A 19815-nucleotide genomic window follows, 5' to 3' on the forward strand; every position below is an offset into this window, starting at 1 on the left:
TTTTCAGCATCTCGCTCTAGGCCACCGGCGACGGGATGGACTCCGACAGGAACGCCGGGCAGTCTGACGCCAAATTCAGAAACAGACACTGCGTTGAGCGCCGCACGCTAAAGCTAGCCAACCGCCCGCGTGACGAGCTTTGTGATCTGAGCTTCGACGTCATCGGTCCAGCGGATGAGGGCGTAGGCGGTCGGCCACATCGGGCCGTCGTCGAGCGCGGCTTCATCGCTGAACCCGAGCGTTGCGTACCGCGACTTGAACTTGCTGGCAGCTTGGAAGAAGCAGACGACTTTTCCGTCTTTGGCGTAGGCCGGCATCCCGTACCAGGTCTTGGGTGTGAGCCCGGGGGCCGCGGCGAGCACGGTTGCATGCACGCGTTCGGCGAGGCCTCGGTCATCCTCGGGCATCTCGGCGATCTTGCTGAGCACATCGGTAAGGTCTTCCGCCGCGGAAGCTACCCGCTTGGCTTCGCGAGCCCGTTCTTTCATCGCTGCGCGCTCGTCGGCGCTGAAGCTTTCCTTGGCCATGGTGGGCTCGCTTTCTCACGGAAAAATCCTGTGTCGCGAGACTACTCCCGCACGGCGAGATTGTCGTTGACGCGCACCCACCCTTCTTCGATGGGGCCCGTGTAACCGTCGGGGAAAATTCGAGCATTGCCGCTGACTGTCTCGTTTCCTATTCGGATACCGACACCCTGGTCGGCAAACTTTGCCGGTGACACACAGCTCGACCCCGTGGTCACGCCAGGGTCGCCCTCGGCGGGTTTGAGCGCAAGCACCACGCACCATTCGTCGGCATTGTTGCGGCTCGACAATGCCACAAGCAGGTCGGTCTCACCGACCCAGGTGAGGTCTCTGGCGGGGTGCCCCGTTCCTGCCAGGTCGAGCCACGCCGGTATTTCAATCCCGTTGCTATCTACTGCTGACACCGTTGGTTCGGGTGCTGTGATGCACGCGCTGAGGGCAAGGGTGACCACGGCGGCGAGGAGAAAGTGGCGGGGCTTCAGCATGGCTCCAGTCTGAACTGCTGCGGCCCCATTCGCAAGGATGTGTCAGCTTTATTGGGTGATGTGGGGCCGGCATGATTTCGACGACGTCATAAGGAGCGGCGACGCGTCGGGCTGAGACTACTCCCGCACCGCGAGGTTGTCGTTGACGCGCACCCACCCTTCTTCGATGGGGCCGGTGTAGCCGTCGGGCACGAGCTGAGCGCCACCACTGCTGAATTGTGAGGCCGTGCCAACGGTGATGCCGCGTTCCGCAAAGAGGGCGGGCGAACTGCAACTCGTGCCGGCAGCCCATTCTTCGTGCTCGGCAGTGGGTGCCAGCGCGGCGATCATGCACCATTCGCCATCGTCATTGCGGCTAGCAAAAACAATCAGATCGTCGACCTCGCCAATTTTCGTGAGGTCAGTCAAGGGAAGCCTGCCGTCGTGCTCGAGCCATTCGGGCAGCTGTGCGTTGCCGCCTTCTTCCATGATGGCCAGTTGGGGCCCGCTCGCTCCGCTGCAGGCGGAGAGTGCCAGCGCTGTTCCGACGGCAAGAGTGGCGAGGGTTCTTTTGCGCATGCATCCAGACTGTCAGCCCAGGCATCCGATCTCAAGGATCCGTCAGCTTAGCCGACAGTCACACCTGCCCGCGGTTCGCTCAGTGCACGGGCTTCTCCTGGTCGCCACCCGCGGATGCCCGCGAAACAACCGTTGTGGGTACGTACGCGGGGGTGTGGCGAGCACTACCCCGCAGGGCTGGATCGCAAGACTTTCTCGATCGGGCGAACCACTCGCCGCGTCGGCGCATCGCTAGATTCCAGGAGCCGGCTGACGAGGGAATCGACCTCTGAACGAAGCTTCGGTCGCTTGAGAACGATCGCCCGCAGCGCCATCGTTTGCGCCTTGGTGACGAGCGGCCGGGGATCGCTCGCGTTCACCTCTATCAACTCAAGGGCTTCCGAAAAGAGCGAGTCGTCGGCATTTTTGTCGTGCAGGGCAAGCGCCCACAGCAACGCGAAGCTAGCGCGTTTCGTAAACTCATGATCGCTGACAGCCCACGGCTCGAGTCTTGACCAGGCATCCGGAGCTTTATCGAACAGGGTGAAACAGGCGCTGTCGACGATCGCCCAATTGTCACAATCTGCGCACCAGGCATCCATTTGTTCGACGCTGACGAGACGAGGGTCATCAACGTAGGTTGCGATCGTGCGTGCTTCGTAAATTCCGGTAGCCCAGAGTGAGATGGCGAGCTCATGGTCAGGTGCGAGGGATACGGCGATCGCTTTCATTCTTGCCATCGACAGGCCTACGGCGTTGTCAGTGTGGATACCGTAGCGCCGGCCCAGATCGGCTTTGGCCTTCGGGTTGCCCTCCTCGTGCAATTGAGTAACGAGAGCAGCAGCGCGAGCGTCAGCACCTCTTTCCATGCTCTGCTCCAATCCTGAACCCTCTATGTAGCGGAGCATAGCGAGGGTGGCTCGGCCGGTGGCGGCCACAACCAGGCCCTAGGAAAAGTCGGTGGCGACCGAATTGCGGTGGTACTCGAAAATCATGCTCGTATTCGTGGAGGCGACGCTGTGGCGGGCCGAGAGATGGTCGACGACGAAGAGGCGAACGCCGGAAGAGTTCGCGACCGCAATGTGCACCAGAAAGTCGTCGCTGCCGCCCACGAAGAACAGCTGGATCACTTCGGGCAAACGGCGAATTTCATCAGTGAACTTCTGGATGCTCTCTTGGCGGGCACCGGGGCGCAGCGAAACTCCGATGATCGCTTGCAGCCCGCGGCCGAGTTTTTCTTGATTGAGGGCGGCGTGATATCCGGTGATGAGGCCGCGGTCGAACAGTGACTTGATGCGCGTGTGAGCGGTGGATGCGGCGATGCCGACCGCACTCGCGACCGTTGCATTGCTCACGCGGGCATCGCGCGAGAGGAGGGTGAGGATCTTGGTGTCGATCGGGTCGAGCTCGTCTGGCATTCGAATATCCTTCGGTCAAGATCACTGTTCAAAGCAATTTTGGCATGATTCCGTCGAATTATGGACTAATTGCCGATGGATATTCTGACTTTCTCACAAAAGGCAGAATTTCTGACAGTATTTGCGAAACACTCCGCGCTGCTGCGAAAGGTAAGTCGATGCACATTTCTGTACCTGCTGAGATCAAGAACAACGAAAATCGTGTTGCGATAACCCCGGCGGGTGTCGACACTTTGGTCGCGGCCGGGCACGCCGTCACGATTCAGGCGGGCGCCGGTGTCGGTAGCGGCTTCACTGATGAGCTCTACGCGGCAGCAGGCGCACAGATTGTTGCTGACGCGGCCGAGGTATGGGCGTCCGCTGAGCTCGTGGTGAAGGTCAAAGAGCCAATCGCTTCGGAATATGGCTACTTTCGCAAAGACCTCGTTCTCTTCACCTACTTGCACCTCGCGGCAGACCGCGCGCTGACCGAAGCGCTCGTCACGTCGGGAACGACGGCGGTTGCTTACGAGACTGTTCAGGGCGACGACCGTTCGCTTCCCCTTCTCGCCCCGATGAGCGAGGTCGCTGGTCGACTCTCCATCGTTGCTGGCGCGCACGCTTTGCTCAAGGCTGAGGGTGGCAGTGGCCAGCTGCTCGGTGGAGTTGCGGGAACCCCCAAGGCCAAAGTCGTCATCATCGGTGGCGGTGTCGCTGGAGAGCACGCTGCCGCTAACGCACTCGGTCTCGGCGCCGACGTCACGATCATCGACATCTCGCTGCCACGTCTCCGTGCGCTCGAAGTTCGCTTCAACGGCGAAGTGCAGACGCGCGTCTCCACGCGCTACGAAATCGCCGAGCAGCTGCTCGAGGCTGACCTTGTGATCGGTTCGGTGCTGATCCCGGGCGCCGCAGCTCCCAAGCTCGTCACCGATGAAATGGTCGCCTCGATGAAGCCCGGTTCGGTGCTCGTCGACATCGCGGTCGACCAGGGCGGATGTTTCGAAGGCACCCACGCCACGACCTACGACGACCCGACCTTCACGGTTCACAACTCGCTGTACTACTGCGTCGCCAACATGCCCGGCGCTGTTCCGCGCACCTCGACCCGCGCGCTCAGCAATGCCACGTTGCCGTTTGTTGTCGCGATCGCGAACCACGGTTGGGATGCTGCCGCAGCCGCATCGCCGGCTCTTGCTCGCGGACTGAACGTCGCCGGTGGCGAAATCGTCAACGAGGGCGTTCGCGCCGCCATGGCGGTTCGCTAGTTTCGGTTCGCTAAACCGCGATTTCGATCTGACGCGCGTGGAACTCGCGCGCCTGCGCGGTGAGCCAGCCGAAGAGCAGTTCGCGGTCGCGCTCGCTCGCCGCGCCGTCCTCCGGATGCCACTGCACGGCAATCAGGGGAGAGGTCGGGTCGGTGCTTTCTGCCGCTTCAACCACGCCGTCCGCGGCACGGCCGGTGGCGGTGAGGCCGGCGCCCACGACATCCACCGCTTGGTGATGGCCAGAACGAATCGTCATCGTGCCCTCGCCGTACAGTTCGGAAAGTTGTGATGCCGGGTCGAGGGTCACGTCGTGATCGACCATCGCGTCGACTCCGCCGCCACTGTGCACAACCGCGCTCGGCTCGAGATGTTGGATGAGCGTGCCACCGCGCGCCACGTTCACGATGTGCATCCCGCGGCAGATCGCGAGCAGGGGCAGGCGACGTTCGGTGGCCTGGTTCACGAGTTCAATGTCGACGCGGTCAGTGGTGCGGTCGATGTTGTAGAGCTTCGGATGCCGTTCCGTCGCTCCGTACTCGTCGGGGTCAACATCGCCACCGCCGAGCAGCACGACGCCGTCTGCCTGGCTGAGCGCAGCATCCACGTCAGCGTCAGTAAAGCCGCCAACGCTGATGACGCGAGCACCGGTCGCTTCGATCGCCGATTTCATGGAAGTTTCGAGACCATGAATCAGCGCAGTGAGCTCAGGTTTCTCTTGCGCACCACCCGCGGAAGCCTTCGACAGAAGGATGGTCGGAACGTACTCGGGGGTGGTCGTCATGGGCGAAATCCTCTTGCCGGTATTCGGTCGCTCAGACCGCTGAGTTCAGCCTAAATGAGCTGGGGGCGTGTGGGGAGCAACGTGACCGAGGCAGGCTGAGTACGGCGGGGTGCTGACGGTCTTATTGCCGTCGAGCGCCTTGACGGCAATAAGACCGTCGGCCGTGCAGCGGCGACCGCGCGCTCCTAGTCCCGGGATTGCGGCGGACAAGCTCGATAGACTTGCCTGAGAAAACTTCAGTCTGAGGGGGCGTCATGGCAGCGGAACCGACAGCGACACAACCAGCGACAGAACCACAGCCAGCGCAGCCAATCGCGGTGATCGCCGGCGCCAGTGGTTTTGTCGGGCCAGCAATTGCCGACGCCTTCCGCGACGACGGCTACGACGTGCGGTTCATCGGCCGCAGCGCCGCCGTCACGTGGGACGATCCCGCTGCGATTGCCCAGCTCATCGATGGCTCAGTGATCGTCGTGAACCTTGCCGGCAAATCCGTCAACTGCCGCTACACCGTCGCGAACCGCACCGAGATTCTGCGCTCGCGAGTGGAGACAACTCGGGCCTTGCGCAAAGCGATTGCCGCGGCATCCGCCCCGCCTGCGATCTGGATGAACGCCTCAACAGCCACGATCTATCGCCACTCGACCGACCGCCCCAATAGCGACGACAACGGCGAACTCGGCAAAGGATTTTCGGTGGATGTTGCCCGCAACTGGGAGAACGAATTCTTCGAGGGCGACCTGCCGCACACGCGCCGCGTTGCCCTCCGCATGGCGATCGTGCTGGGTGATGGCCCCGCCACCAACCTGCTGCTGCGCCTTGCGCGCATCGGTCTCGGCGGCCCGCAAATCGACGGTTGGTGGTTCGGCCACAACCGCTATCGCGGCATCGGCCCGACACCAACCGGCAGCGGTCGCGCCGAAGGGCATAAGACGGGCGGGCGCCAAAAGTTCAGCTGGATTCACCTCGACGATGTGGTCAGGGCGATCCGATTCGTGCGCGACACCGACACGATTGCCGGGCCGGTCAACCTCGCGAGCCCCAACCCCTCCGACAACCGCACGCTCATGGGCATCCTGCGCACAGCGGTTGGTGCACCGTTCGGTTTGCCCGCCTGGCGTTGGATGCTCGAGCCGGCTATGTGGGTTCTCAGAACCGAACCCGAACTCATCCTCAAGAGCCGCTGGGTCATCCCCGGCACGCTCACCGAGGCGGGCTTCACGTTCGAGTATCCCGACCTCGCGGACGCGATTGCCGATGTCGCGGGTAGCGACTCGCGCGCCTAGGGCCAAGCGCGAACTACAGTCGCACGCTTTCGGCCGAGCTCAACTCGACCCACCGCGCTTCGTGACGATCGTCAGTCGCAGCAAGAATGGGCTCGAGCACATCCGCCGCGCTGAGCGCGTCCATGGTCAATCCGGTGAGTTCGGCAATATCAACGATGGGCACTTGGAAGGTGCGGAATGGTCCGAGCGGCGGGGGAGTACCGTTAGCGAGTGCTTGGGCGCGTGCCTCATCAAGATCGACATCGGCGAGCTGAGGGCGTTGGTCAAGAACGAATCCGGCGGCGCGAAGTTCGACGGCGCCATCGATCGTTGTTACCCACGCGGCGATCTTCCAAAACAGTTGCGGGATGCCCACACCCCGGTACACCGGATCGTCGTTGCCGAGCACGGGCGCCGTAAACACACTGATGCGGTTGTGGTTCGTGCGCGCATACTCCAACACGTGGTCTTCGAGCCCGAGCCATAACTCTTTCGATTGGTTGAAGCCCGCAGCTTGAGGCGCGGCGTTCGTGAACGCAAAGGTGTCGTAGTTGGCTTGGCTTGCGGTCGCCCCGTCGCCCCAGACCGGGTCGCGCCTGCGCACAAGATGCCCGCGGTCGAGATCGTTGCGGGCGTACACCGCTTCGCCGGTTTGCTCATGCTCCGGGATGCGCGAATCCAGATGCCAGTCATTGCCGCGACCCACATCAACGAGTTGATCGCCATCGATGTTCACGCCGGTGGCGCTGGCGAGACCCCGCAGCGGATCCAGATTTACCGAGAAATGCGCATACGGCAACTCACGAATCGGCGCTCCTGAGGCCGGGGAGGGCCACGGCACAGGAACACCCAAGAAATCAGCGTCGTACCCGTCAGAACTGAGCGATGCGGCATCCATGGAGGTAGTGAAGCAGTCGCTCCTGACATTGAGCCGGACAATTCCAGATGCACGCACCAGCCAGCGCAAACCCGCACACCATAGCTCCTCACGCGGCCGCGCCACCGCGAGAGTGGGAGACAATGGGGCAGTGCCGCTCGGGCACAGAGGATGTGAGGAACTATGCCGACCGCTGCGCAGCCCCGAATCGGATTTGTCGGCGCAGGCCGCCACTCCTCGCTCAACCTCTATCCCGCGTTTGCCGCGACGGGCGTCCCTCTGGTTGGCGTTGCGGAGCGCAACCCTGCCCGCATCGCTGAGGCGGAAGCCCGTGGCATCCACCCGATCTTCCCGAACCACCTCGCGCTCATCGAAGCCTCGAACCTCGACGGCATTGTGGTGTCGCTTGCACCTCATCTGCAGGCTGACGTCGTTGCCGACTGTGTTCGCGCGGGCGTCGCCGTGTTTGTCGAGAAGCCGCTCGGGTCAACCTCGGCCGAAGCCCGAGAAATTGCCGAAATCGCCGCGGATGCTGGCGTGCCCGTGATGCTCGGATTCATGAAGCGATTCGCCCCGGCCTACACCCAGCTCAAAACCCTCATTGGAGAGGGAACAGAGCAGGGCCCCGTCTTGTCCTACGCCTGCGAGTTTGGTTTTGCCGCGTGGAAGCCCGACTTCACGCCGGTCGAGTTCATCACCCAGGCGGTCATTCACCTCATCGACCTCGTGCGAGATGTCTTCGGTGACGTTGTGGACGTTTCCGCGGTGCAGAATGCGTCGGGCGACGCGCTCTCGATCATTGTTCTCGTGCGCCACGAAAGCGGAGTGATCGGATCGTTGAACTTCGTCTCCACCCGCGCCTGGTCGCGCGAAACCGAAGAGCTCAGCGTCACGTGCACTAACGGCGTCGTGCGGGTCTCCGACCTGAGCCGCATCCAGGTGCTCACGGGCGAAGTTGCCGGCACTGCTGCCGGGCCGGGCGAAACCCTTGCCGAGCGGTCCGTGACGTTCGACGTATCGAACTCTCCTGGCTCCGGGAGTCTCAAAGATCTGTATCTGCGTGGTTACATCGGTGAGATGAAACACTTCGTCGGAGTGCTGCAGGGCACCAAAGAACTCAGCCCGTCGGCAGCGGATAACGTGCGCACGATGGCGCTCTGCGACACGATCCTTGCCGCTATCTCCGACTGAGCCGCGACCACTGCAGGTCAGTCGTTCAGTGGCACGACATCCCACTGCCCGAAGAGGGTGAAGCCGGCGGCGAGGGCAACAGCGACAGAGCCAGCGTTGTCGGGCTGGCAGCGGTATTGCGGTTCGTAGCCCTCGGCGAGCGCACGCGCACTGATGGCGCGAACGGTGCGGGTGGCGAGCCCGCGACCTCGGTACTCCGGCAGGGTGATGATGCCGAGATCGGCAAGCTGCGAGCCGCGCCACGGGTACATGCTGGACGCCGCAACGAGTTGGTCATCCGCAAAGGTTCCGTAGACGAGCCAGTGATCAAGTTCCACGAATGCTTCGTCGAGTTCTCGTTCTGGAATGGCTGCGGTGAACTTCTCGAACTCGGCAGCATCCGCTTCAGTCAGTTGGCGCGTTGTCTCAGGAAGCACCTCGGCGCGAAGGGTGTCTTGAGCGTGCCGGGGGAGGTAGAAAAGTTGATCGGTACCGTTGAGAGCGACTCCGGCGGCATCGAGTTCGGAGCGCAATTGCTCGGCACTAATGCGTTGCCCATTGGTGAAATCGAGACGCTCGGCGAATGACGTCACGAGGCTGACGATGCTGGGTCCGGCGGCGACATCCAGCAGCGTGACGGCGGTGTTCGTCGGGAGCGTTTCTGCGACTCGCACCACATACAGCGCGTCGAAGGCGGGCTCGCGTTCGTACGTTGGCAACCAGTAGTCAAAGACGATCGGTGAATACATTCGAACCCTCTCGGATGCCGCGGCGGTGTTACAGGGCTCCGGAGCGCTGGCACAGTGGCAGGTTCGCAGACTAGCAAACAGCCCTATGGATGCCGCAGCCGAGCTGTGGAAAACCAGCCAGGAGATACGCCCCAATGGTGCATCGCGACAAGCCCCAAGTACTCCCACACCAAGCACTGCACAGGAGTAGCGTGAGATATATAGCGGTGCATTGATGGACTGTGAAAGGCATAGCCCAGAGGTCGCCGCAGAAGGCATGGCATCCCATGAAGTTGGTCGTTGTTGGAGGAGTTGCTGGAGGCGCGTCGGTTGCAGCCCGCGCGCGCAGGCTTGACGAAAGTGCAGACATTGTCGTGCTGGAGCGCGGCCATCACGTGTCATTCGCGAACTGCGGATTGCCGTACCACATTGGTGAAGTCATCACTGAGAGAGACCGACTGCTTCTGCAGACGCCCGAGAGCCTGCGCGAGTCTCTCAACATCGAAGTGCGTATCGCTCACGAGGTCACTGCGATTGACCGCCAGGCCAAAACCGTTTCGGTACGTGAGGTCGACACCGGGCGTGAGTATGTCGAAAGTTACGACAACCTCGCCCTGTGCACGGGGGCGGAAGCCATCCGCCCACCGCTGCCGGGTATCGACCTTCCCGAGGTGCATGTCCTCCGTCGCATTGGCGACATGGATGCCATCAAAGCCGAACTCGATGCTGACCTAGAGAAGGCGGCCAGTGGCGCTCGCGGTCCCGTGCGTTGTGTCGTTATCGGTGCTGGCTACATCGGCCTTGAGATGGCCGAAAACCTGAAGCACCGTGGTGCGCTCGTGGATGTCGTGGAACTGAGCGACCAGATTCTTCCGCCTCTCGACCACGAGATGTCGGTTCCCGTTGAACACCACCTCCGTAGCCGCGGAATCACTCTTCACCTCTCGACGGGGGCTGCCGCCTTCGCACCGCGCACCGGCGGAGGGGTGACGGTGGAGCTCACCAACTCGACCACTCTTGAGGCGGATGTCGTCATCCTGTCGGTCGGAGTTCGACCGAGCGTTGGCCTTGCGAAGGACGCCGGTCTCGACCTGGGCGAGCATGGTGGGCTGGCCGTTGACACCCACATGCGCACCTCTGACCCTCACATTTGGGCTGCCGGCGACTCGGTCGAAACCCCGAACACGGTGCTGCCGGGCTCCTGGCTCGCGCCGCTGGCGGGGCCCGCTAATCGCGAAGCGCGCGTTGCTGCCGAAAATATCTGCGGGCGTGACACCGAGTACAAATCCACTCAGGGCACCTCGATTGTGAAGATCTTCGAGATGGTTGCGGGCGGCACCGGCGCGACGGAACGCCAGTTGCTGGCCGCGGGCGTCACGTATCGGGCCGTGCACGTGCATCCATCCGGCCACGCTGGTTACTACCCGGGTACCGCGATGATGCACATCAAGCTGCTCTTCACTCCTGACTCGGGAAAGGTGCTCGGCGCTCAGGTCACCGGTTTCGATGGCGTCGATAAGCGCCTCGATGTTTTCGCCACTGCGCTTCGTGCCGGCCTCACTGTCTGGGATCTTGAAGAACTCGAGCTCGCCTACGCCCCGCCGTTTGGTTCGGCCAAGGACCCGGTGAATATGGCCGGCTTCGTCGCCAGCAACGTCCTGCTCGGCGACCTGAATCTCTGGTACGCGCAGGACTACCCACACGCCACCGACGGTGCGCGCATTATTGACGTGCGCACGCCAGAAGAGTTCTCCATCTTCCACCTGCCCGGCGCCGAGAACGTGCCGCTTGCGACCCTCCGCACCGACACCGGCGACTGGGATCGGTCAGTAGGCCTGCGTCTCTACTGTTCCGTCGGTTTCCGCAGTTACCTTGCCTACCGCATCCTTGTGCAGCTGGGATTTACGGATGTCGCCACGCTGTCGGGCGGATCCGAAACGTTCCGAGCGTGGCATGAGGTCGAGCCCGACACCGACGGACCGATCGAGCCAGAAACCTCGTACGCCGAAGCAGCCGAAGCGCTCAACTCGGCTCGTGTCGCCGCCCACGTGGCGAACGGCACGGGTGTCTCGGTGAATCTGGACTGCACGGGGCTCGCGTGTCCAGGGCCGATCATGAAGCTTGCGACCGAAATGAAGGGACTCAACCTCGGCGACGAGATCGTCGTTCATGTATCTGACCCTGGCTTCGCGAGCGATGCGCCCGCGTGGGTGCGCCGCAACGGTCACGAACTGTTGGCCATCGAACCGGAGGGGCCCGGCTATGTGGCCACCATCCGCAAGGCTGGTCCCGAGGCGCTCTTGCTCGCCGGCGGTGGAGGAGCCGTTGCCGCCCCGGCGAAACCCAAGGTGTCATTTGTGGTGTTCTCGGGCGACCTCGACAAGGTGATCGCCGCGTTCATCATCGCCAACGGTGCTGTCTCGATGGGCGAAGAAGTTTCGATGTTCTTCACCTTCTGGGGCCTGAACGCGCTGCGTCAGCAGAAGCCACCGAAGCGTCAGCGTAAGGCGATGGACAAGCTCTTCGCCGGCATGATGCCCGCCGGTGCCGACAAACTCACGCTCTCGCAGATGCACATGATGGGTGCAGGCACGGCGATGATCAAGAAGACAATGAAGAAGAATGGCGTGCACTCGCTGCCCGAACTCATGGAATCGGCGATGGAGGGCGGCGCTCGCATCATCGGCTGCACCATGACGATGGACCTTCTCGGCATCGCCGAATCTGACCTCATTGAGGGTGTCGAGCTCGGTGGGGTCGCCACGTTCTTGGGCGAAGCCGCCGAATCCACGACGACGCTGTTCATCTAACACCGTGCTGATTGTCTACACGTCCTCACTCGCGGGTCGTCCCCGTGGGTGAGGGCGGCTGGCGCGAACGGTTCTTTCGTCAGGGATTCATCAAGCTGTCTCCGACGATGGATGCCCGGGGTGGCGACACCCACCGTGCTGAACTGTTTCGCGCCATCTCCGGCACGGTGGTCGAGGTCGGCGCGGGAACCGGCACCACTTTTCAGCACTACGGTTCGGCGGTGGATTCCGTTCACGCCGTCGAGCCGGATGCCGAACTGCGGTCGATCGCCGAGGCTGCGGCGCTGAAGGCTGGCGTCCCCATCACCGTCAGCGACGGCACCGCAGAAGCGTTACCGCTCGCCACCAACAGCTGCGACTGGGTCGTGTGCAGCCTTGTGCTGTGCACGGTCCCTGATCAGCAGGCGGCACTCGCCGAATTCACCCGCGTGCTCAAACCGGGCGGGCACCTCGCGTTTTACGAGCATGTGCGTTCGAGCAATCGTGTGGTGGCGACGGTAGAGGATCTGCTCACTCCGGCGTGGGCCGCGATAGCGGGCGGATGCCGCCCCAACCGCGACACCCTTGCCGCGATCGAAGCCGCCGGTTTCGAAGTCGATGTCGTCGACCGGTTCGGCTTCTCCCCGCATCCGATATCGCCTCCCGTTGCCCATATCTCGGGCACTGCGCACTTGTAGCGGGAGCGCGGCTTCGCGTCCTGAGGGAGGGAGTTTGCGGAGAAATGTCAGCGGCTGATAGTAGATTTAAAGAAAATTGGCCGACACGCCGAGACACTACATCTGGGGTAATGACATGGGTGTCATTACCCATATATAGTGAAATCTCCGACAAACCGCCGGAAACTTCAAGAAGACTTTAAGGAGGATCGAATGGATAACGAAAACGACACCGTTGGCGGATATGCAATTCCCGTCGACCCAATGGATCTTCTGCAGTGCGACAGCTGCCAGTAAAAACTTACTGAGCTAACGCCTCACAGAATTTCTGAAGCCCCGGCAGACCTCACGGTCTCCGGGGCTTCACCCATTTAACAGCCGCAACACAATCTGGCCGTAATCAACCGGCCCACAAACACAACCCCAATCTCACCCACACACGCATCGCCAACATTGCCTAAGCTGGACACCGTGCCAGTGAATAAAGAACTAGAAGGCCGGGTCTTCCCGCCCACGACCCCCTACCTCGTCGGGCGAGAAAAAGTACGCGAATTTGCGCGCGCCGTCTTCGCTCAAAGTCCGCTCAACCACGACCCCGAAGCCGCTAGAGCAGCAGGCTTCGCCGACGTCGTAGCACCGCCCACTTTCGCCGTCGTCATCCAAGAAGCTGGCCTCGCCCTTCTCCTGGCTGCCCCCGACACTGGCATCGACTTCTCGCGCATCGTGCACGGCGAACAGAAGTTCACCTCCACGCGACCCATCGTCGCTGGCGACGAGCTCACCGCCATCCTCACCGTCACGAGCATTAAGTCCCTCGGCGGCAACGACATGATCACCGCCGAAACCGCCATCAGTGATGCCGCAGGCGACCACGTCGTCACCGCAACCTCCGTACTCGTCATGAGAGGCACAGAATGAGCGACCTCGTCGTCGGCCAAGAACTCATCACCGGCAAAGTCACCCTCACCCGCTTCTCGCTCGTGCGCTACGCGGGAGCATCCGGAGACTTCAACCCCATCCATTACCGGGATGACGTTGCCGCTTCCGTAGGCCTCCCCGGTGTGCTCGCCCACGGCATGCTCACCATGGGCCTCGCCGTACAACCCGTCATTGACTGGATGGGCGACCGCGGCGAACTCGTCGAATACGGTGTGCGCTTCACTCGCCCTGTCGTCGTCGACGGCAACGGCGGCGTTGTTGTTACCGTCACCGCCAAGGTTGGCGCCATCGAAGACGACGTGACGCGCATCGACCTCACTGTCAGCGCCAACAACCAAACCGTGCTCGGCAAAGCACAAGTGAGGGTCAAACTCCACCAATGACCGACACCGTTTCCCCCGACAGCACAGCACCTGCTGAGAGCATCGTGCTCGCCGACCTCACCACCATCCGAGTCGGCGGGCCCGCACGCACGCTAGTGAGCCCCACGACTGAAGTTGAGCTTCTCGAGAGTGTGCGTGCCGTCTGGGAACGCGGCGACGACTGGCTACTCATCGGCGGCGGCTCCAACATGGTGATCAGTGACGAAGGATATGACGGCACCGTCATCCATATCGCCACTCGCGGCATCCAAGTCACTAATCAAACGGACACGACCCTCAGCCTCCGCGTGCAAGCGGGCGAATCATGGGACGCCCTCGTTGCGCGCCTTGTCGCCCGCGGCTGGGGCGGCATCGAAGCCCTCAGCGGCATCCCCGGATCCGTCGGCGCAGCCCCCATCCAAAACATCGGAGCCTACGGCCAAGAAGTCGCCAGCGCCCTCACTGGCATTGACTTTCTCGACTACGACAGCGGCGAACTCGTGCACCTCACGACAGCCGAACTCGAACTCGGCTACCGCAGCTCCGTGATTAAAAGTGGCCTCGCCGGAGTCGTCGTTGCCGTGTACCTCACCGTCACCGCCTCACCCGCCAGCACAGTGCAGTACCCGCAACTCGCTACCGCCCTCGGGGTGAACGTCGGCGATGCTGTGCCCCTGCAGCAAGTGCGCGACACGGTGCTCGCCCTGCGCGCCTCCAAGGCGATGGTGCTCGACCCCAACGAACCAGACTCTGCCAGCTGCGGTTCATTCTTTACGAACCCGATCGTGCCAGAACACATCGCGAGAGCCCTTCCCGCGGATGCCCCACGCTGGGTCATCGACGACGATCCCGTCACCGATGTTGCGGTTCCGCTCGGCGAAGAACCTGCCCCGCCACCCGCGCCCAAACCGCGCCTGGTGAAGCTCAGCGCAGCCTGGCTCATCGAACATTCGGGCGTGAACAAGGGTTTCAGGCTGCCGGGCTCGCGAGCCGCAGTGTCGACCAAACACAGCTTGGCGATCGTCAACCGCACTGGCGCGGACGCCACCGAGATTGCAGAACTTTCACGCTATATCGGGGCGTGTGTGCTCAGCCGATACGGCATCCACCTGCAGCCGGAACCCGTCGCCGTTGGCGTCGAACTCGCCTAGTTCGCCTAACTCGCCTAATCCGTCGAACAACGCGCGCTCATCCGCCAGCTTCGCCTAGCTCAGGCGGCGCTAGCGAGAGCGGGGCAGCAGCCCCAGCTCCATCGCCTTCGTGACGGCCCGCGTGCGGTCCTTCACATCAAGCTTTTCGAAGACGTGGATGAGGTGCGTCTTCACGGTAGCCTCGCTCACGAACAGGGCGGCCGCAATCTTTCGGTTGCTGTTACCCTCTGCCACGAGCGCCAACACTTGAGTCTCACGATCGCTCAGCGTCACTTTCGCGGGCTCGCGCATGCGGTTCACGAGCAGCGCCGCAATCGACGGAGCTAACGCGACCTCGCCGCGCGCCACCGAACGAAGGCCGGCCAGAATCTCCTCTTGCGGTGCCGCCTTCAACAGGTAGCCGCTCGCGCCCGCCTCGATGGCGGTCAGAATGTTTTCGTCGGATTCATACGTGGTGAGAATGAGCACGCGAACGTCGGGGCGAGCGGCCGCGAGTTGCGCCGTCGCTTCTGCGCCTCCGAGGCCGGGCATGCGCAAATCCATGAGTACAACGTCGGGGGCGAGCTGCGTGGCTAACGCGACCGCCTCGACACCGTCGCTGGCTTCGCCGACGACCTCGATGTCATCCGCCGAGCTCAGCAGGCCGACGATTCCACTGCGGACAATCGGATGATCGTCGGCAACTACGACACGGATCATGCAAGAACTTCCTTCGGGATGGTGGCGCGCACGGTGGTGCCGGCGCCCGAACTGTCGACGTCGAGACGACCGTTCACGAGCGCCAAGCGTTCGCTCATTCCTTCGAGCCCGAAGCCGGTGTGAGCGGTAGCGGGGTCGAAGCCGTCGCCGTCGTCGGTCACGGCTACCGTGAGCCCGGTCGCATCAGCAGCGACCGCGATCGTGGCGCGCGTGGCGTTCGCATGCTTGCGCACGTTGGCGAGGGCCTCCTGGGCGCAGCGCAACACCACCACTTCGGTTTCGCGCGCAATTGCGGGCAGCTCCGCAGCATCCACCGTTACGGTCAGGTGGGTTTCCCGCGTGTAGCGTTCGGCCAGTCGGTGCAGCGCGCTCGAAATACCGTCACCCGTGAGACCAACCGGGGCGGATGCCGCCACCAGTGCGCGCGTTTCCGCGAGGGCGGCGCGGGCACTGTCTTCGATCAGCTCAAGTTGTTCGGCTGCGCCGGCAGCATTGTTGTTATCCAGTTCGCGCTTAGCTCTTTGGGCAACGAGTACGAGCCCGGTGAGGTCTTGCGCGATGGTGTCGTGGATCTCGCGGGCGAGCCGCTCTCGTTCGCTGGAGACTCCAGCATCCCGACTGATGGCAGTGAGCTTGTCGCGGGTCGATTGCAGTTCGAGCACAAGGTCGTGGCGTTGGTCGCTGAGTTTCGAGATCTGGGTGATCCAGAGGCCGAGGGCGAGGCTGAAGATGAGGGAGAGCGCGGTGACGGTGCCGCTGTAGAGCATGGCGCTCACGCTGAGCCCCATGTTGATGACTGAGCCGACTCCCACGGAAAGAGCGAGTGCCACGTTGCTGATAATCGCGTTACGGGTGCGTTCAGAGATCACCCACACGAGCGGGTAGGCGAGTGCCTGCAGCGTGGCCATGATCGGCATGAACGCGACGCCGGTACCGACGGCGATGACCAGCACGGTCACGAAGATGAAGGCCGCTATCGGGCTGGTGTCTGATCGCATGCCGACCGTGAACCAGGAGAGACCGAACACTGCGAGTGCGACCCCGGCTCCGATCCGGTCGTTGAGGCCGTAGCCGCTTGAGCCGACGATGAGCGCGGCCATGATCGTCGTGGTCACGATCACGGCAGCGCTCATCCAGCGAACAAATCCCATTTAGCTATCCTTGCGGATCCAACGGAAGGTGATGCGCGTCATGATCAGACCGATCACGAGCCAGAGGCCGGTGGCGATGGCAACGCCGGGAAGGTTCCAGCTTTCGGATTGCTCCATCACTTCGAAGCTTGCGGGCAGGAACACTTCGCGCATTCCCTGCGCCATCCACTTCAGCGGGAAGATGCTGGCGAAGTTCTGCAACCACTCGGGCAGCATCGAGAATCCGAGGTACACGCCGGAGATGAACTGCAGCACGAGAGCCACCGGGATCACGACGGCGGTTGCACTCTTACCGCTGCGCGGGAGCCCGCTCAGGGCAATACCGAGCACGGCGGATGTCGTGACTCCGAGCACAAAGACCCAGGCGAAGGTCACCCATTTGCTGGGTTCGCTCGGCAGTTCGACGTCGAATGCGACACTCGCGACCAGAATCACGAGGGCAGCTTGCAGCACGCCGGTCACGAAGACTTGCCCGATCTTGCCGATGAAGTAGCTCATCACCGGCAGGGGTGTGCCGGCGAGGCGTTTGAGGGTGCCGTCGCTTCGTTCCATAGCAATGTCGATCGCCATGTTCTGCAGGCCACTAAGGAGCAGGCCGGCGGCGATCATCCCTGGCAGGTAGAAAGCAGCTGCCGTGAGTGGTTCTTCCTCGGTCCCGAAGTTCTGTTCGCTGAAGGCGACCGCAAAGATCGTGAGCATGACGACGGGGAACAAGAAGGTGAAGAACACCGAATCGCCCTGGCGAAAGTAGCTCCGCACTTCGAGCTTGATGCGGCTGAATCCGAGCCTGAGGCTGCGGCCGATTCCGAGGCCAAAGCTCGGCGTGCTAGCAGCAATCGCCGCCGAGCTGGTCGTGGTTGGGGTGCTCATCGTGCGTTCTCCACTTCGCGTGCGTGTGCGTGGTCGGAGACCAACTGCAGGTAGATGTCTTCCAAGCTGGGGCGAACAATCTCGAGCCCGGTCGGTTCTGCGCCGGCGGCCATGAGGGATGCCACGACAGCGCCAGGGGTGTGGGTGCGTTCTTCGTGCTTGCCGTTGGCATCGCGCCAACGCACGCGTGGGGTGCGCGCTTCTTGCCCGCCAATCTCGTCGATCGCACCAATGTCGATCATCTTTCCGCCAGCGATCACCCCCGCCCGGTCACCCAGCTGGGCCGCTTCGTCGAGGTAGTGGGTGGTGAGGAGGATTGTCGTTCCGTCCGCCTTGAGCGAGCGAATGAGCTGCCAAAATTGCTGACGCGCCTCGGGGTCAAAGCCCGTGGTGGGTTCGTCGAGAAAGAGCAGCTCGGGGCTTCCGATGATGCCGAGCGCGACATCCACTCGCCGACGTTGCCCGCCAGAAAGTTTGCGAATCAGCGTTCCTGCCTTCTCCTCAAGCCCGACCGATGCAATAACTTCGTCGACATCGCGGGGATGGGGGTAGTAACCAGCAAAGTGGGTGAGCTGTTCGCGCACCGACACATTGCCGCTCTCGCCGCTGGACTGCAACACGATGCCGAGGCGAGCCTTCCAGGCGAGGCCACCCTTGCCGGGGTCGACGCCGAGCACACTCACGGAGCCACCGGTACGATCCCGGTAGCCTTCCAAAATCTCGATCGTGGTCGACTTGCCTGCGCCGTTAGGGCCAAGCAACGCGAAGGTTTCGCCGCGCTGAATCTCAAAACTGACCGAGTCAACAGCGGCAAACGAACCGTAGGTTTTGCGCAGATTTTCGACCTGCACGACAGGAGCGGTGGTGTTCATGCTTCTATCGTCGCTTGTCTGGGCGCGCTGCGACAGGTGCAGACGGTTAGAGGTCCATCAACCGATCGGTTGATGCGAGGTATGGCGGGGATTGTCAGCCAGCCCCATTACCGTCGAATCATGATCACGCCGGCCCGCTCTCGAACATCTGCTCTCGCCGCACTCGCGCTCGCCGTTACTTTCGCCGTGACGGGATGCTCGGCTGCGAGCACCTCGAACAACAACACCTCTGAACTCAGCACAACACCGCCAGCCAGTTCAAGCCCCGACGCGGCCACATTCTTCCCCGATATCGAGGATGTAAGCGTCTCACCGACGGGAACGAACCTGTTCGATTTCGCCGTCACCGTGAGCTCGCCGTACGACACTCCGGAGCAGTATGCCGACGGATGGCGCGTGCTCGCCCCCGATGGCACGGTGCTGGGTGAGCACACGCTTTCGCACGATCACGCCAGCGAGCAGCCGTTCACCCGCACCCAATCGGGCGTGGAAATCCCTGAAGGCATCGCCGAGGTCACGGTCGAGGGTCGCGACCAAGCCAACGGCTACGGCGGCACAACGGTGACCGTCGAACTGCCCGGTCGTTAGCCGCTATCGCCCTCAGGCTCATCTGCCGCAGCGGCATCCGCTAGCAGCACGCGCAGCTCCGCATCAAACAGTGCTGCCTCGTAGCCGTCGTCGGGGGATTCCCGCAACAGCAGCGTGGTCAGAGCGTGAAGCCGCACATCCCCAGCGCCGTTCTCGGCTAGCTCGTCGAGCAGCGGTGTCGCGTGCTCGCCCAACGCCGCAAGTGATCGACTGAGACTCATGTGAGCTTCGCGCTCGCCGCGCCCAAGGTGTGCGACCAACTGGGAAGCGAGTTCAGCTTCGTCGCCGTCGGGCACCAAAACGGTCGCAACCCGCCACGCTGTGCGGGCGACGGTCTCATCCAAGTCGTTGAGAAGAGCGGGAGTGATTGCGTCCCACCCGGCGGGGTCACCAATTTTCGAGAGAGTGTGCAGCGCTTGGCTGCGCGATTGGGCGGTCGCTGACTGTGTTTCGGCGATTAACAGCGGCACGGTAACCGCTGCCGGGTGCCGCATGAGCGCCCACGTGAGTGTCTCGCGCACGTTGAGGTCGGGTTCGAGTGCGCAGTGCTCGAGCAGCACGCGTACGAACTCCTCCCGCGGGTGCGTTCCGGCGGAGAGGGCAGCCTGAAGCCGTTGGGAGGGCAGTGCGCCGGTGAGGGCCGCGCTCAACCGGCCAGCGGCATCGAGCGGTGGTGTCGCATCCATAA

The 19815-nt window shown here is 62.7% G+C and carries 23 protein-coding genes; 9 read left to right on the forward strand and 14 right to left on the reverse strand.

Annotated features, from left to right (window positions below):
- Positions 1–113: 113 nt before the first annotated feature.
- The 5 genes from I6E60_RS10620 to I6E60_RS10640 all read right to left on the reverse strand — a co-directional run bounded on the left by I6E60_RS10620 (position 114) and on the right by I6E60_RS10640 (position 2964).
- Positions 114–527, reverse strand: coding sequence for an iron chaperone (locus tag I6E60_RS10620; protein WP_197180269.1), 414 nt, complete (start codon positions 525–527; stop codon positions 114–116).
- Positions 528–568: 41 nt separating this feature from the next.
- A complete protein-coding gene (locus tag I6E60_RS10625) occupies positions 569–1009 on the reverse strand; it encodes a hypothetical protein (protein ID WP_197180271.1) in 441 nt (146 codons plus the stop codon).
- Between the two features lie 117 nt (positions 1010–1126).
- Complete coding sequence (locus I6E60_RS10630) at positions 1127–1567, reverse strand: hypothetical protein (protein WP_197180273.1); 441 nt, start codon at positions 1565–1567, stop codon at positions 1127–1129.
- Positions 1568–1731: 164 nt separating this feature from the next.
- Entirely contained in the window at positions 1732–2415 is a 684-nt protein-coding gene (locus tag I6E60_RS10635) for a DNA alkylation repair protein (protein ID WP_197180275.1), read from the reverse strand.
- Between the two features lie 78 nt (positions 2416–2493).
- Positions 2494–2964, reverse strand: coding sequence for an Lrp/AsnC family transcriptional regulator (locus I6E60_RS10640; protein WP_197180277.1), 471 nt, complete (start codon positions 2962–2964; stop codon positions 2494–2496).
- Between the two features lie 158 nt (positions 2965–3122).
- Here I6E60_RS10640 and ald point away from each other — a divergent pair, with 158 nt between their 5' ends.
- Positions 3123–4211: an alanine dehydrogenase gene (ald, locus tag I6E60_RS10645; RefSeq protein ID WP_197180279.1), complete on the forward strand. Its 1089-nt coding sequence runs from the start codon at positions 3123–3125 to the stop codon at positions 4209–4211.
- A gap of 10 nt (positions 4212–4221) precedes the next feature.
- Here the strand turns inward: ald and I6E60_RS10650 are convergent, their stop codons facing one another.
- Both I6E60_RS10650 and I6E60_RS10655 read right to left on the reverse strand, forming a co-directional pair.
- Positions 4222–4992 carry a gamma-glutamyl-gamma-aminobutyrate hydrolase family protein gene (locus I6E60_RS10650; RefSeq protein ID WP_197180281.1) on the reverse strand — a complete coding sequence of 257 codons (771 nt, stop codon included), beginning with the start codon at positions 4990–4992 and terminating at the stop codon, positions 4222–4224.
- A gap of 45 nt (positions 4993–5037) precedes the next feature.
- Positions 5038–5202, reverse strand: a complete 165-nt coding sequence (locus tag I6E60_RS10655; protein WP_197180283.1) for a hypothetical protein — start codon at positions 5200–5202, stop codon at positions 5038–5040.
- 44 nt (positions 5203–5246) lie between these two features.
- Between I6E60_RS10655 and I6E60_RS10660 the strand changes: the two genes are divergently transcribed.
- Positions 5247–6275: an epimerase gene (locus tag I6E60_RS10660; protein WP_197180285.1), complete on the forward strand. Its 1029-nt coding sequence runs from the start codon at positions 5247–5249 to the stop codon at positions 6273–6275.
- Positions 6276–6288: 13 nt separating this feature from the next.
- Here I6E60_RS10660 and I6E60_RS10665 read toward each other — a convergent pair whose 3' ends face one another.
- Positions 6289–7152: a DNA/RNA non-specific endonuclease gene (locus tag I6E60_RS10665; RefSeq protein ID WP_197126103.1), complete on the reverse strand. Its 864-nt coding sequence runs from the start codon at positions 7150–7152 to the stop codon at positions 6289–6291.
- A gap of 162 nt (positions 7153–7314) precedes the next feature.
- On the opposite strand from I6E60_RS10665, the gene I6E60_RS10670 reads away from it, so the two are divergent.
- Positions 7315–8322 (forward strand): Gfo/Idh/MocA family protein, encoded by a 1008-nt coding sequence (locus I6E60_RS10670; RefSeq protein WP_197126102.1) that lies wholly within the window; start codon positions 7315–7317, stop codon positions 8320–8322.
- Between the two features lie 17 nt (positions 8323–8339).
- On the opposite strand, the gene I6E60_RS10675 is transcribed toward I6E60_RS10670, so the two are convergent.
- On the reverse strand, positions 8340–9050 hold the full coding sequence (locus I6E60_RS10675; protein WP_197126101.1) for a GNAT family N-acetyltransferase: 711 nt from the start codon (positions 9048–9050) through the stop codon (positions 8340–8342).
- A gap of 266 nt (positions 9051–9316) precedes the next feature.
- On the opposite strand from I6E60_RS10675, the gene I6E60_RS10680 reads away from it, so the two are divergent.
- From I6E60_RS10680 to I6E60_RS10700, 5 genes are all read left to right on the forward strand, one after another.
- Positions 9317–11839 (forward strand): FAD-dependent oxidoreductase, encoded by a 2523-nt coding sequence (locus tag I6E60_RS10680; protein ID WP_197180287.1) that lies wholly within the window; start codon positions 9317–9319, stop codon positions 11837–11839.
- An 11-nt stretch (positions 11840–11850) separates the two neighbouring features.
- Entirely contained in the window at positions 11851–12516 is a 666-nt protein-coding gene (locus tag I6E60_RS10685; RefSeq protein ID WP_231601511.1) for a class I SAM-dependent methyltransferase, read from the forward strand.
- 450 nt (positions 12517–12966) lie between these two features.
- Positions 12967–13413 (forward strand): MaoC family dehydratase N-terminal domain-containing protein, encoded by a 447-nt coding sequence (locus tag I6E60_RS10690; RefSeq protein WP_197126099.1) that lies wholly within the window; start codon positions 12967–12969, stop codon positions 13411–13413.
- Positions 13410–13817: a MaoC/PaaZ C-terminal domain-containing protein gene (locus I6E60_RS10695; protein ID WP_197126098.1), complete on the forward strand. Its 408-nt coding sequence runs from the start codon at positions 13410–13412 to the stop codon at positions 13815–13817. Before I6E60_RS10690 ends, I6E60_RS10695 begins: the two co-directional genes overlap by 4 nt.
- On the forward strand, positions 13814–14947 hold the full coding sequence (locus I6E60_RS10700; RefSeq protein WP_197126097.1) for a UDP-N-acetylmuramate dehydrogenase: 1134 nt from the start codon (positions 13814–13816) through the stop codon (positions 14945–14947). Before I6E60_RS10695 ends, I6E60_RS10700 begins: the two co-directional genes overlap by 4 nt.
- 69 nt (positions 14948–15016) lie before the next feature.
- On the opposite strand, the gene I6E60_RS10705 is transcribed toward I6E60_RS10700, so the two are convergent.
- From I6E60_RS10705 to I6E60_RS10720, 4 genes are read right to left on the reverse strand one after another with little or no spacing between them, the layout of a single operon-like run.
- Complete coding sequence (locus I6E60_RS10705; RefSeq protein ID WP_197180289.1) at positions 15017–15646, reverse strand: response regulator transcription factor; 630 nt, start codon at positions 15644–15646, stop codon at positions 15017–15019.
- Positions 15643–16797: a sensor histidine kinase gene (locus I6E60_RS10710; RefSeq protein ID WP_197180291.1), complete on the reverse strand. Its 1155-nt coding sequence runs from the start codon at positions 16795–16797 to the stop codon at positions 15643–15645. The genes I6E60_RS10705 and I6E60_RS10710 overlap by 4 nt, the downstream gene beginning before the upstream one ends.
- Positions 16798–17667, reverse strand: coding sequence for an ABC transporter permease (locus I6E60_RS10715; protein WP_231601512.1), 870 nt, complete (start codon positions 17665–17667; stop codon positions 16798–16800).
- Positions 17664–18539: an ABC transporter ATP-binding protein gene (locus I6E60_RS10720; RefSeq protein WP_197126091.1), complete on the reverse strand. Its 876-nt coding sequence runs from the start codon at positions 18537–18539 to the stop codon at positions 17664–17666. The genes I6E60_RS10715 and I6E60_RS10720 overlap by 4 nt, the downstream gene beginning before the upstream one ends.
- Positions 18540–18659: 120 nt before the next feature.
- On the opposite strand from I6E60_RS10720, the gene I6E60_RS10725 reads away from it, so the two are divergent.
- Positions 18660–19127 (forward strand): hypothetical protein, encoded by a 468-nt coding sequence (locus tag I6E60_RS10725; protein ID WP_197180293.1) that lies wholly within the window; start codon positions 18660–18662, stop codon positions 19125–19127.
- Here the strand turns inward: I6E60_RS10725 and I6E60_RS10730 are convergent.
- Positions 19124–19813: a HEAT repeat domain-containing protein gene (locus I6E60_RS10730; RefSeq protein WP_197180295.1), complete on the reverse strand. Its 690-nt coding sequence runs from the start codon at positions 19811–19813 to the stop codon at positions 19124–19126. The two genes, I6E60_RS10725 and I6E60_RS10730, sit on opposite strands and share 4 nt — an antisense overlap.
- Positions 19814–19815: the final 2 nt, after the last annotated feature.

This window comes from Salinibacterium sp. SWN167 (assembly GCF_015864665.1).
GTDB lineage: Bacteria > Actinomycetota > Actinomycetes > Actinomycetales > Microbacteriaceae > Rhodoglobus.